The sequence below is a fragment of the uncultured Winogradskyella sp. genome (assembly GCF_937958655.1).
Lineage (GTDB): Bacteria > Bacteroidota > Bacteroidia > Flavobacteriales > Flavobacteriaceae > Winogradskyella.
The window spans coordinates 34,269-49,225 of the sequence record NZ_CALGNH010000003.1 but is presented as its reverse complement, the minus strand read 5'-3'; the positions used below and the strand labels follow the sequence as shown (position 1 = coordinate 49,225).

Annotated in this window: 7 protein-coding genes; all 7 read right to left on the bottom strand. The window is 34.0% G+C overall.

What is annotated here, in order from left to right:
- Window position 1: 1 nt before the first annotated feature.
- Complete coding sequence (locus Q0800_RS00875) at window positions 2-2,116, bottom strand: thioredoxin domain-containing protein (protein WP_299126795.1); 2,115 nt, start codon at window positions 2,114-2,116, stop codon at window positions 2-4.
- 90 nt (window positions 2,117-2,206) lie between these two features.
- A complete protein-coding gene (locus tag Q0800_RS00870) occupies window positions 2,207-3,604 on the bottom strand; it encodes a T9SS type A sorting domain-containing protein (RefSeq protein ID WP_299126793.1) in 1,398 nt (465 codons plus the stop codon).
- Between the two features lie 218 nt (window positions 3,605-3,822).
- Entirely contained in the window at window positions 3,823-7,119 is a 3,297-nt protein-coding gene (locus tag Q0800_RS00865; protein WP_299126791.1) for a VCBS repeat-containing protein, read from the bottom strand.
- 89 nt (window positions 7,120-7,208) lie between these two features.
- Window positions 7,209-8,621 carry an MFS transporter gene (locus Q0800_RS00860; RefSeq protein WP_299126789.1) on the bottom strand — a complete coding sequence of 471 codons (1,413 nt, stop codon included), beginning with the start codon at window positions 8,619-8,621 and terminating at the stop codon, window positions 7,209-7,211.
- An 11-nt stretch (window positions 8,622-8,632) separates the two neighbouring features.
- Window positions 8,633-10,120: a glycoside hydrolase family 30 protein gene (locus Q0800_RS00855; protein ID WP_299126787.1), complete on the bottom strand. Its 1,488-nt coding sequence runs from the start codon at window positions 10,118-10,120 to the stop codon at window positions 8,633-8,635.
- Between the two features lie 3 nt (window positions 10,121-10,123).
- Window positions 10,124-11,413 carry a glycosyl hydrolase family 17 protein gene (locus Q0800_RS00850; protein WP_299126785.1) on the bottom strand — a complete coding sequence of 430 codons (1,290 nt, stop codon included), beginning with the start codon at window positions 11,411-11,413 and terminating at the stop codon, window positions 10,124-10,126.
- Window positions 11,414-11,425: 12 nt separating this feature from the next.
- Window positions 11,426-14,872 (bottom strand): hypothetical protein, encoded by a 3,447-nt coding sequence (locus Q0800_RS00845; RefSeq protein ID WP_299126784.1) that lies wholly within the window; start codon window positions 14,870-14,872, stop codon window positions 11,426-11,428.
- Window positions 14,873-14,957: the final 85 nt, after the last annotated feature.

The window sequence follows — 14,957 nt, the reverse complement described above, 5'->3', positions numbered from 1 at the left end:
ATTATTTAGATATCTGACTCATGGCCTTTTCTATTGAATTTACTGGTAGTTTACAGGTACCATTTACACAAACGTAAACTAGTGTTTCGTCTATTATATATTTATTTTTTAATAATGGTAAGTTACTTTCAGATTTAGAAGCTGAAATCAATATGTTTGGAATATAGTATTTATTAAGTTGATTTAACAATTTAGTAGCTTCTTTTCCTGAAATGGCAACCTCGTAGTAAGCATTAGCATAATTTAAATACAAATTTAACCAATTAGTGTATGCCGAAGGTGTTTTTAACATATCCTCATTAACGTTTTTCAGCATTTGTTTTGCACGATCTGAATACGCTTTATTCCCATAATAATGCCCTAATTTAAAAAGGCTCTCTGCAAACACTGAGTTAGAGGACGCTATAACATTATCGTAAACTTCTGTTTTTCTTGTTATTAAATCAGATTCTTTTTGGGATGTAAAGTAAAACATTTTGTTGTCGTCATTACCAAGATGATCCAAACTATATTGCATTAAGGTATTGGCTAAACGCAACCATTCTTCATTACTGGTTATCTGATACAAGTCTATAAAAGCACTGATAGTATGTGCATAATCTTCTGCAAATCCATCTACTGAGCTCACACCGTTTTTATAGTTATGAAAGAGTTTGCCTTCTGAATTCATTTGAAGTTCTACTATAAATTTTGCATTTCTTTTTGCTTTTTCTAAGTAATCTATAGTCCCAAAAGCTCTATATGCATCTAATAATCCTTTTAGCATTATAGCATTCCAGGATGTTAAGACTTTATCGTCTTTTCTTGGTAGTGTTCTTTGCTTTCTGGCAGCGCTCAATTTTTTTTTCCAGTCCTTTAATTTTATATTAAACTCAGAACTGTTAAGGGTATTCTTTTTAATAAAATTATCGTCGGAGATGGTTTTATAAAGCACATATTTATCATCCTCCCATTTCCCTGTAGTATTAATATTATAATACTTACTAAACAACTCAAAGTCCGATTTCAAAATTGCTCTTAATTCTTCTTCTTGCCAAATGTAATAGGCTCCTTCTTCTAGTTCATTATTAGTATTGGCGCTATCTGCATCTAAAGCGGCATAAAATCCTCCTTTAGCATCCGTAAGCTCGTTATCAATAAAATTAATTGTTTCTGCTACTACTGTTTTAAAATTTGGGCTAGAAGAAATTTGATAGGCTTTAGAATATAAACTAATTAATTGTGCATTATCGTACAGCATTTTCTCAAAATGTGGAATATGCCATTTTTCATCTACTGAATATCTAGAAAAACCACCACCCACATGATCGTATATACCGCCATTAGACATCTTTGTTAATGTGGTCATTACATAGTTTTGTAGTTGTTGGTTATTGGTTTGGTAACTGTAGCGTAGTAATAGATTGAGAAATGTAGGCATAGGGAACTTTGGCTCGCCTTTCTGCCCACCAAATTCATAGTCTAGTAATGTTTCAATTTTAGTAATAGCGGTTTTAAATGATGCTTTATTACAGGCGATGTCCTTGTCTGCAACTGTTATTAAATCTGATTTTTTTATACCTTCAGTCAACTGCTCTGCATAACTTATCATTTTCGCAGGATTCTCGGTGTATAAGGCAGACATATCTTCTAAAATCTTTTGCCATTGGGTTTTTGTAAAATACGTTCCTCCAAATACAGGTCTTCCATCTGGAAGCGTAATACAATTTAATGGCCAACCACCACTACCAGTCATTAATTGTACAGCACTCATATATAACTGATCTACATCTGGTCGTTCTTCCCTATCTACCTTAATATTTATAAAATTTCGGTTCATTAGTTTGGCTATAGAATCATTCTCAAAACTTTCCTCTTCCATAACATGACACCAATGACATGCAGAATAACCCACAGATACCACGATTAACTTATTTTGATCTTTAGCTTGCTGAAGGGTCTCTTGGTTCCATGCTTTCCAATCTACAGGATTATAAGCATGTTGTAACAAATAAGGACTTGTCTCATGTATTAAATCATTGGCTTTTTCACTTTCTGAAGCCGTCTTACTATTATTTTGATTACACCCAAAACACATTAACAGTAAAACAATATTATAAACTAAGTTTTTCAACATGTTATTAATTATATAAAAGTGAAGTTATAAAAAAAGCGTGTTTACCCAAAAGTAAACACGCTTTAATCATTAAATTACTATTAATCTTTGTTATTCCTTAACAAGTTTAACTGTTTGAGACCCATTTAACCCTTCAATTCTTGCAAAATAAATACCAGAATTTAAGGAGGTTGCATCAATTGTAGCTTCAGTAGCATTAGGAACTAATGCACTAACTTGCTTACCCAATAAATCATAAACTGCTATTGAATTGATAAGGGCATTGCCTTTAATATTCCAATTGTTAGTCGTTGGGTTAGGGAACGCGGTAAATTGAGAGGTTTCGAAGCTATCAATTGATAGCGGGTTATTCTGCGTTAGTAGAATATTATCTACATAAAGAATACCTGCGTTATCTACAGACTGCATGTAAGGATCAAATTTCCATTGAAAGAACGCTGTTTCATCAAAACCTAAGGCCACGAAATAAGATAATGGAATAACTACTTTAGTCCATTGCTCTTCTACGGTTGTTTCTTCATCATCCATACCAGGACCGATTTCGTATACGAATCCTTGAACCGATGGGTTGTTATGTATAATTTCAAATCTAAAACCAGAAGTTCCTGCGTTTGGAGTATACCAATAGTCAAAAGACAAGAAACCATAAATAGACGCATCAATAGGTCCTTCCCCTTGTCCATATCCTGCAACCCCTAGGTCTAATCCCCAAATTCCGTTTACATCTGCTCCAGGATCTGAATCTATTTCAGTTGGCGGATTTCCAAAATCGTATGCAAAAGGCCAATTTGTAGTAAAACTTGTTACATCACCTGCTAGGTTACCGTCATAAAGACTAAGAGTTTCACCATCTGGTGAGGTAGGTAGGGGTGCTGGTCCAGGTGGCACTACCACGCAGGGAGCACAATTAGATCCACCACAATCTACACCAGTTTCATCACCATCCATCATACCGTTGTTATTACAACTAGAATTAGATAATACCAGAGAAACATTATCAATAAATACAAAACCTGTATCTGCACCCATATCAAAAATTAGTCTACTTCCAGGGTTATCTGAAGCCGTATTTGCGGTATCAAAAGTTGTGGTAATTGAAAAATTAAAAGTCTGAGGGGTGTCTGTTAATGTAAGTTCCTCTGACATGGTTGCACCAAAAGGTGCCCCTGCTTGACCTAAGGTAGTTGTCATAGTTCTTGTGCCTGTTGCGGTGTCTGTAAAAGCATCAAACGTAAGGTCATAAGTGGTATTATCTTCTAAATCCACAAGTTGACTTAAGTTTACTCGCCACGCATCAGTAACGCTAGCAACGTTTGCTTGGAAAACGAATTCACCCCCTCCAAGATCAACGATTTCAATAGGTTGATTTTCTCCTCCACTATACCAGTCTCCTGCCATACCAGTTTGAAAATCGCCATTGGTAATAAGCTCTTGCGAGAACCCAAATGTTATGGTCATCATCGCAATGAAAAATGTAATTTTCTTCATACTTTTTTAGTTATTTGTTAATACTGCATGCAATTAAATGAATTTTTGGCAATTACAAGTTATTTTATGCCTATACAAAAACCATACAAGCCTAATAAAACCGAAAAATGATTATTTTTTTTAAATTATCAACTGCTTGATTTTCATTAATTTAAATTAAAAAAAAGTAGTACAAACTAAATTAGCCTAACTATACAAGTAATTTTTAACGCTTTAAATCAATTTAATTTAAACAGTGAGGGTTTATCGTTATTATTTAACACCAATAGCATTAATTCTCCTTTAAGTTTAAGCGGCTTAATAATTCTGCTATCTAACGGCACATAGAAGCCACTTTGCGTTGCTGGTAAAAAACTAAAATTATGGTCTCCTTTATTTAGAAGCACACCTCCATAACCAGCATCGTATCTGGTTGTTTCTACTTCTACTCCATAATGATTACCTACTGAGATAATATCTAAATTACCATCTTTATTTACGTCTAATACTACAGAGGATTTTAAGGGTGACGTTTGTACTTGATTTGGCAAGGCCTTCTTTACAAGTTTACCGTTTTCGTTAATTAAAATAATACTTTCAAAACTCTTAATTTCATAAACGACTGCATCCTCAATTTTTTCTTCGGGAAGTATATCTATTAATTTAGATGAGGCAAAGCTATCGTAGTTCTCAAATTTATCTGCTACGTAAGGCATTTGCTGACTCGTACACTCTCTACCACGCAATGGGACATAATCATCTTTATAATATTTGGCTAAAACAATATCATTAGTACCATTTCCATCAAAATCGTTGGTATATACTTTAAAAGGGTGCTCTACCGAAGCTTTAAACTTATTGTTTTTACCTAAATTGCCTAAAATGTAATCATCATCACCATCACCATCTAAATCCGACGCTGTAATAGACCACCAAATACCTCTGGTATTACCGAGGTTATATGCTTCTGATTTATCTTCAAAAACACCATTTGTGTTAATTAGTGCCTTTATTTCCATCCACTCACCAACAATCATTAAATCGTCGTCGCCATCTGTATCTAAATCTGTAAAAACAGCATCTGTTACCATTCCAATATGTTGTAATGATGGTGCTATAGCATTAGTCGCTTTTTTAAATACACCACCATTATTTATTAAAATATAGCTAGTGGCAGGGTAAGTGTATTTACCAGCAATTAAGCGTGTACCAACAAAAAGATCATAATCACCATCGTTGTCGATGTCAGAATATTTAACAACTTGCGAGCTTTCTCTAATATCTGGCAAACTATTATTCGATTTTATGAAGTTACCTACTCCGTCATTAATGTATAATCGATCTCTTAAGACAACATCTCCTTGTTTATATTCACTACCACCACTAGCTATAAATAGATCTAAATCTTTATCATTATCTACATCAATAAACAAGCAGCCTAAGTCTTCTGCCTTTATATCTTTGGCCCAAGGCTGCGTTGTATTCTCGTTAAATTTACCATTTTCTGTTTGTGTGTATAACACACCCGATTGATTGGATGCTCCACCAATAAAAATATCCTCTAAGCCATCTCCATTTATATCACCTACGGCTGAATACGGTCCATTTTGAGAGACATTATGTGGTAATAATATTTCTTCGGTATATTCATTAAAATCATTCTCTTTATGAGAAAAATTTATACCAAAATCTTTACTGTTTAATTTAGAAATAAGTGTTTTGTTGTCTTTACCTTTTTCCGTCGGCATTACAGCTTTACTGTAATCTGCGTCTATTATTGTATTGGCTGTAATATTTTTAAAACGGTTAACTTTACCATCTTGCCATACCACTTTAAGCTCGTCTATTTCTTTTTGTTTGCCCAAGCCAAAAAACAACCCTGGTTCTACTGACGAAAAATAACCACGAGTTACAAAGTTTTCAGCAATTTGAGTGCTATTGCCATAATTTATAATGGCTTTTGCACCTAAACCAAATGGATTAGCCTTAGGACCAATGGGATTTATTTTTAAAAAATTTCCGTTAGCCTTATTCTTATAAATAAAAGCTTCGGCATCTATATTATTAACAACCACGTCTAGGTCACCGTCATTATCTAAATCTCCATAAGCCATTCCATTGGAAAAACTTGGTGTATCAAAACTCCACTTCTTAGCGACTTTTTCAAATTCCAAATTTCCTTTATTTTTAAATGCATAATTAGAAATGACTTCTGACGGAGCCTCTTGGCTTAATCTAAAAAACTCATCTACAGTAGTTTTATTAGGATCTAATTGACTTAACTGATTTCTATAATCATTATTATCATAATCTTTCTTAACTCCGTTGGAAACAATGATATCTTTCCAACCATCATTGTCTAAATCTACAATAAGACTAGACCAACTCCAATCTGTACTAGAAATACCAGCCATGTTTCCTATATCAGAAAAGCTTCCAAGGCCTGTATTAATCTGAAGTGTATTGGTCATATATTGACGGTGCCCACCTGCCTCTACTACTGCATTAAACACTTCTGTACTCATAGATGCCATATTGGTTTTAGACCTGTAATGATCTTCTGGCATCATATCTGTTGTTATTAAATCTAAAGTGCCATCATTATTAATATCACCCGTATCAGAACCCATACTCAATTGGGTAATATGTTTTAATTCTTCATTAATAACATTGGTAAACGTTCCGTCACCATTATTGTAATACATAAAATCTGGCATTACATAATCATTTGCCACATATAAATCTATATAGCCATCATTATTAAAATCTGATGCAATAACGCTTAAGCCATAAGCCAGTTGCCTCGATATACCTGCGTCTCTAGACACATCCTTAAACTTACCATTATCGTTTCTATAAATACGATCTAAAAAATGCCTGTACTCGTGCTTCGGCAGGTTTTTTGACAACATTATTTTTTTATCTGGTGGCTGATTTAACTGATACATGTCTAGGTCACCATCGTTGTCCATATCAAAAAATACAGCTTGGGTAGAAAAACCAATATCAGCTAAGCCATACGCACTAGCAGATTCGGTAAATGTTAAATCCCCATTGTTTATGTATAATTGATTTTTACGATCTTCTTTATTAAAAGAATATCCATTTCTACTTACATAGATATCTAAAAAACCGTCAGCGTTAACGTCTGCCATAGTTACTCCCCATGTCCAACCTGAATTTTTACCAACTTTAGATTTTTTGGTAATATTTTCAAACTTAAAATCTCCTTTATTAAGGTATAATCGATCTGCGACCTGATTGCCGCCAAAGAATAGTTCTGGTAGCCCATCGTTATTTAAATCACCAATAGCGACACCAGACCCTAAATAAATTTGACCAAAATAATAGTGATGTAATTTTTTTGAAACCCTAATAGAATTGTTAAAATCTACACCTGTAAGATCTGAGTTTAGCAATTCAAAACCGCCCACTAATTCTTTAGGGTTTAAATCTCTTTTAGGTGTGTTATTACATGCAAAAATTAACAGAGGAACGCTAACTAAAACTATAGATTTAATGCTATTCTTTTTCATTTTAAATTAAAATATTAACATCTATTAGTAAAGATATACAAATACTATGGCCTCATAATACTAAAGCAGTTAAAATTAATGACTTCGTATTATGATTTTAACTTACGCTCTTTTAATTCTTTACGGACTTCATTAGCACGTTCTTCTGTTAAATTATAGCCTTTCATAACCCATAACGCACCTAAAACTCCAAGAATTGGAAGACAGGAGTAAAACGATCTTATCCCTGTAACGGAAGATGTTGTAACTGCTTCTGCTTCAAAACCAACTATCCATAAGATAGTTCCACCTAGTAAGGCTGAAAATCCGTAACCTACTTTAACCATCCACCAATAAACGGCACCAAGAACACCTTCGCGACGTTTACCTGTTTGCAACTCATCCAAATCACATACATCTGCAGTCATAGACATCATTATTGTAAACAAACCACCAATTCCAAATGAGTGAAACGGTAGTGCATATAAAAAGAGGTGTGGCTTTCCTTCTATAAATAAAAACCAAAATAATATATAACCGATTATTGAAATTGATTGTGATATCATAAAGGTTTTCTTTTTGCCAATTCGTTTAGCCATAAAAGTTACCAATGGTATTACTAAAAATGTGGTACATAAAGCACCTACACTACCATGCATTGACGGCCAAATGCCTGCAGCAGCTTGGTCACTATTAAACATGTGATGCCATATAATTAAGGGTGTAAACGCAGCAATAACATTAAAAGAATTAAACACTAAAAATGTGGCAACTGCAATACGTTTAAATTCTGGAATTTTAAATGCTGCAAAAGCAGATTTAAAGATTTCTGAGATACTACTAATTATACTTCTAAGACTAATAGGTACAAAGTCTTCTCTATCTGATGTAGATTTACTTTTAATAAATAGTGCTGGTATTAGAGCAAAAATAGTACAAGGAATTGCCACCCAAACTGAAAGTTCCCTAACTCCGTAATCCGCACCCTTTGGAAACCAATTTGGATCGTACAATATAACCCAAAACCATGGTGCAATGACCCAAGCCCATTGACCTATCCATTGGGCTATAGCCATTATTTGGGTACGTTCGTGAAAATCATCACTCATTTCATAACCTATGGCAACATAGGGCACGCTAAAAATGGTTAATCCTAAATAAAAAACTAAGGACCATAAGAAGAAATACCAAAAATTAAATGTTGTGCCATTCTCCTTAAACAATTGCCACATCGTTACATAAGCCAGACCCATAATTATACCGCCTACAAAGACATAAGCTCTTCTCCTTCCCCATTTTGAACGTGTATTATCGGAGATAAAACCCATAATTGGATCTGTAATTGCATCGAATAATCTTGGTGCAAACTGAATAACTCCCCAAAGTAATGGCGCAAATCGTAAATCTTGAACTAGTACAATTATAAATACCCCAAGTGCAGCAGGAAACATTTGATTGGCAAGCATACCAAAACCAAAGGCTACTTTTTGGCCAAATGGAACTTTGTTTATAAATGTTGACATAATATTAATTGTTATTTAGTTAGTATTATCGTTTGTAAAGCCTGTCTATTAATTCCAATCACTTTTGTTTTTCCATCATAATTTAAATTGAAGCTTTTAGGTATTTCACCTTCATTAAAAATGACAATTGCTAAACTTTTATCTGGATTTAATGCTGCCGATACCAATAACTCATCATCCGTTTTATTAACATGAACAATTTCGGCGCCAGGTCTAATATATTTACTAAAATGTGCCATGGTATAGTACAATGGTGTAAAGTAAACTTCGTCTGCGTCTTCATCTACAATTACTGGCGCAGCACACCAATTCTTAAACCAATTTGGACCGCCTTGTCTGTTTAAAATCATATTCCAATCTACCCAGCCATCTACCCAATTATTTAAGCAACCTATAATATCTCTTGCATATCTATTTACCGGAGCATATTTAGGATGTAAATACTTTTTTTCTTCTTCTCTCCAGTCGTAACCCCAATCTGTTGCTTCTTTTTTCCAGTACCATACATCATCTTTCCATGCTGGCACTTCAGAGTCTATGCAGCCTTCTGTTTCTATCAGGTATTTATCAGGAGCTTTTTTGTGTGCATATTGCAAGGCTTTGGGGAATACTTCATAGGTACTTTCGTACCAGTGAATTGCTGTGCCATCATAATATTTTGAAGACTCGTCTGTAGCATACATTACATCTACCCACTCTTTTATGCCTTCTCTATTTTGGTCATATCCTAAAATAGTTTTATCACCATGACCATCCGCTTCTAATTTTGGCCCTAAATAATATTGCACAAAATCCGTCATTTCCTTTGGTGTAAAATGCATGCTTTCCCAATTATTACCGTTACCATGAGGTTCATTCTCAACTGTAAATCCCCAAAGCTCAATACCTTGTTCTTTATAGGCTTCAATATATTTTGAAAAGAACAATGCCCAAGTGGGATAGTGTTCCTTTAAGAGTTTACCGCCTACCCATTCTTTGTTATCCTTCATCCATGGTGGTGCGGTCCAAGGTGAGGCAAATAATTTAAAACCCTCTTGAGATATAGCATAAGCTTCTTTAATCATTGGTATTAAATCATCCATATCCTCGTTTACAGAAAAATCTTTTAACTCAATATCTTCTGTTGGTGCATAAGAATATTGATTTAAAGAAAAATCACAAGAGTTCATATGTGTTCTACATAATGAATAATTAGCTCCATCTTTTCCAAAGTAAGCTCTCATTATGGTATCTCTGTTTTTTTTACTTAATTTATTTAGCAAATAAGCTGAGGACTCCGTAAATGCACCTCCAAAACCCGTAATGGTTTGAAACTTTTTGCTAGGATCAATACTAATATGAGATACTACATCTTCTTTATTAAATTCAGTTATTTGTTGCATTTTATTACCACTTGCGGAAGTTTCAAAAACCTGAACTTTAAGTTCTTTTTTTTGATAATTTGCACATGCCATAACCAAAATTAAAAGACAACACATATTCCATTTAACTAACTTCATATATTATCTGTTTACCATTATTTCTTCATTAATTGGTGGCACCAAAACCGGCTTTAAAAGTGCTTCTTTATTACCATTATATGTTTTTGAAATTGTATTACCATTTCTAGTTAACCCATCAAAAACACCTTGATCTACCAAATCCCAAATCGGATATTTAGCTTTTCCATCGATTGTAAATAAGCCAAAATGATTTTCTGATCCTTTTGGATTACCAGCATCTTTCCATTGTTCATTAAAGGCTTCAAAGTAAAAACAAGAGATACTAGCATTATTTGTCCAATTCCTAATTGATTTGTAATAAAGACCTTGTTTATACTGGTCTGCGGCACGAGAGCAATTGTCTCCATAAAACCCATTAGATCTTGTCGCCCAACCCGTTTCGCCAATATGTATAGGCTTATTTACACCAAGACTTTTCATGTAATTGGTAACGCTATCGTACTGTTTTTGCGCAAACTTTAGAGCACGCTCCATTGCCATTTCTATTTTGGTTGCATCTGGTATATCCGCATGGGCTTTTGGCACTCCCCAGAACTCTGGATTATAATGTGTATTATGAAAAGGATAGGTATGCATAGATATAAAATCTACCGCCTTTATAAGTTGTTCTAAATCCGCTACATGATATTGTGCTTCGCCTCCTCCCCAAGATGCAAAATCATCTGAGCTAGTAATCCAAAGATCTTTTGGCAGCTGTCCGTTATCCTTTAACTTCTGAAGGTGTTTTACCCATTTTAAGATTATTGAGGGTTGTACATAATAAGAAGCTGCCCATTTTACCATAGCTTCGTTGCCTACAGCTATAATCTTAACGATATCTGGATATTGATTTGCAAGCGCTACAACTCTTTTAATCTCCCCTTCATTATTTGGACTCTCAACGTTGTGGTTTGGTGCTTCTGTCCAAGCATTTAGGCAATCTATCCAAGCCCCTAACATTACATACATTTCAAAATTTTTATCCTCTGTTTTTAATTCTGAAATTGCTTTAAGTACGTTTGAGGCATGAGGAAATTTAGTCTGAACGTTATAAGTTCGCAATACCTTAATGCCCATTGCCGATAAGATTTTTAAATCCTCTTTTAACTCTGATATAGTCGGCTGACTATCTCTAGATTTTTTTCTGTAACCTCCATAAGAGATTGCTAAATACGCTGAGTTTCCTAATATATCCTTAGCTGTAACTTCTTTAAGACTCTGTATAACTAATGTGTTCTCTGTTTTGGTTTTACCACAAGACACTAAAAGCATTAGAGAAAAACTAATAATTATAACATAACTTTTTCTCATCCTAAACACATTTTATTTTAAAATGTTTGTATTTATATGCACCTTAATCTGTTTAATAACATTAGTACGACTAAAAACCGCTTTACTTATTTCAGTATTGAGATGTAAATTATCAATAGGGACACTATTACCGTTTGTATACTTAACTTCTATCTTATTATGATCTGACAAAACGTATACTATAGGGATTTGACAATATGTAAAGGCCAGTTCTCCTTTATTAAGATTTAGGGTTGAAGCATCACCTAGTATATTGGTATACTCAAACACTTTTGATGCTAACAAAAACTCATCTTTTCTTAGCATACAAGGATTAAATGTTAATGTGCCGTGGCTTATAAAAACACCCAGTTCACCAAAACGGCATAAAATATCCTCTTTAACTTGCCCAGTCATTCCTGGTTGCTGTGCTCCTTTACCAGCTGGTGTATGCGAATAAGCATCTGTTGGAAAAGCACCATACAATTCTGGTGACTTGTGTACACCTATGCCTTCATTGATTTCGTAATAATGTTCTAATAATCGTCCTATGATTTCATCAGATTCATTTTCCCTAATCGCTTTTTGACAACATTCCATAACCGCTAATTGCAATTTGGAAACCATGTGCCAATAAATAGAGCCTAAACCTTCATAACCATAGAAGGTTCCTGAGCGCCCTGTAAAGGCCTTGTGATTAAAAATATTCTCAAATATTTGAAGGATATATGGTGTATCACTTTTTACCAACACCTTGTAATCGTCTTCCTGTAAGTGATTTAATGCGTTTTCTAAATCGTTAGCATTCTTAAAATTACCATTAAAGTGATAGTTACCCTCTATATCTTTTTTTAGGATTTGGGCATTTTCATCTGAAACAAGTTTTTTTAATAAATCTGAACCTTCTACGGCCTCTAATGGTATGGTGTTGCGATCCATAAACCCTCTTAAATCTTTATATGGATATAAGATGTAACTATACTGATCGCTTCTAAAAAGCTTGCTCTGCTTAAGACCATCTAAAACAGCTAAGTTTTGTTTAGAACTTAAATAACCAGAACTCAATACAGCGACTTGTCCTTCTAACATTTCATCTAAATGAGCAATGGAAATCTCCTTTTTGTTTTTAACCGTCATAAGATTATAGGCATGGTACATATGATCTTGGCGCCTATTAGATGCTATGGAATGCTCTAAGTATTTTAAGGCTAGCTTTGTAAATGTCTTAATATCCTTAAGACTAAGTTTAGATTTGTCACCAGAAAATGACTGCGTGTAGATACGCTCTCTAAAATGGCTACCTGCAGAACCTAAAGCGTCTAAAATTTTCTTTCTATCTACGTCACTTATAGTTGTGTTTAAAAGGGCTTGATTGGTACTAAAGGCTACTTTTATATCATTAAAAAACGTTGTTAGCTCTACGGAGACATCAACACTTTCTTCAGTTGCATTTTCAAAAACACCATTAAAAAACTTTAAAAATCTCCTTAAATAATAGAGGGTTACCATGGATACGCCATTACCGACTAAAGCATTATTAGCATCATTCCATTCTGGTCTTTGGGTATTCATCCATATACCACCTTCTGGAATAAAATTAGATAATTTTGAAAGCGTTGTTGCCAGAATCTTTTCAATAAAGTTAGCACGGACTACGGTGCCATTATCATAGCAAAGCAATGCACCATCTGCACCAATAGTATTGCGTTTAGTTCTTATTTGTTTATCTAATGCTTCATTAAACGCTATAGTATCTTTAGGATTATGTAATACATCTTTATAGGCTTTTATTCTATAGGGTACATTAGCATAAACAAAAATAGCTTTGTTAAATAATTGGTTTAATTTACCTGGTTTATAATTTTCTAAAAACTCTAAAAACTTAAGTAAATAAATAATCTGATGATCTCCCCAATAACCTATGTAAGACCATGGATCATCTGGCTCAATAGTTTCCCAATCAAAACCACCTTTTGTTACTCGGTAAGGGTTATAACCATCAAAAGTTGAGGCATTTAAAAACTTATGAATCATAGATTCTATAAATTCGGGAAACGAATGCGCTAAGGCTTCCCAATTTTGAAATATATCTCGCCAGTTCCCTTCATAATCCAAAATTTTTGAACCATCGATTTCGTTCCTTGTATTAATTGAAAATTTGTTCCAAGGACGGCTAGGATCTCCATGACGACGACTAAACTTTAAGGGCATATACTCTAAGCACAGACGCTGAAAATCTTTATCCTCACTCCTAGTAGCAACTGCTTTTAAATCCGAAACCGTAAATTTGGTTTCTAATTGATCTATAACATCTGTTTGCCTTTGCGCCACTTCATTGTTAGCCTTAAATAGATATGTTTTAAAATCCCATTTTTCAATTCCATAACCATCATCAAAGATGCCTCCTCGCATAATATTAAAAAGCGTATTTGAAAAATGTCTCGTATCTCTTAGCGTATCTGAGGTTAACTGTATGGCATCGGAGGCTGCATTTAATTTTATGAGCGCTTTAGTTCCTAACGCTATGTTCTTATTGAGCTTAGAAGGTAAATCATCATTTTTTATGATGTCTTCTGATATTTTAATAACATCGGACGTATCTTGATTAACCTCTGCAACTAGCACCCATTCTTTTTGCTGTTGCTCTTTTAATTCAATTTTTGAATTCACAAAATAAGCTCCTTTTTCTGCCTTAATATCTTCCTCTTGCTGTACGTCCTTAAAATTCCTAAAGGCATCTAACTGCAATGAAGACAATAAATACTTAGGATTATCCAACCCTAAAGACCAAGCTATATTGGCTTTGAGCGCCTCGCTTGGTTCGGCTTTATCTACTATAATAGCACTTAATGCAAATATGGCTATGCCAGATTGCTTAACCAATTCGGTGCGTTTATAGGCATCTACCAAATTACTACTTGCATTTTGCAAAGCACTACTTACTCCATAGGGTATAACATTTTGTATACCATCTAAAATATCTATGGTAACTGGTAACCCTGATTGATTATACAAGGTCGACTTCTTAACAAAACCGTAAGCGTCCGTTGAACACCATTCGTATTTAAAGGATAGTTCTAAATCTAAATTTATTTCTTCAAAAATTATAGCATCACCATAAACACTCTTATAAAGGTTAGTTTTGGTATTATAATTATCTTTAAAACGAATTGAAAAGGGCTCCCATATATAGCGCTGACCCTTTTTTTCTACCTGAAAAATAGACTTAGATCCTGTTATTTCGGAGGACTCTGTAATCTTATCATCAGAATAGTATGGAAATAATGCATATTCAGAATTTTTACGACCTGCCGTAAGCCCACCGTTACTAGATATAAACATCCAGTGATTAGAATCACTGACTATGGTCATAAAAAATGGTCGCATTAAATCACTGTTGGTAATTTTAAAATAGGCTCTATCATTAATAGATACGCGCTCTAACTCTATATTATTATCTAATAATTCTGTTTTAGACATTGGCTAAGTAATTCAACTTTAATGATAAGCTCTGCTTACCACCAAAATTTTGAAAATTAATAATTGTGTGTGCTGTTGTTTAATT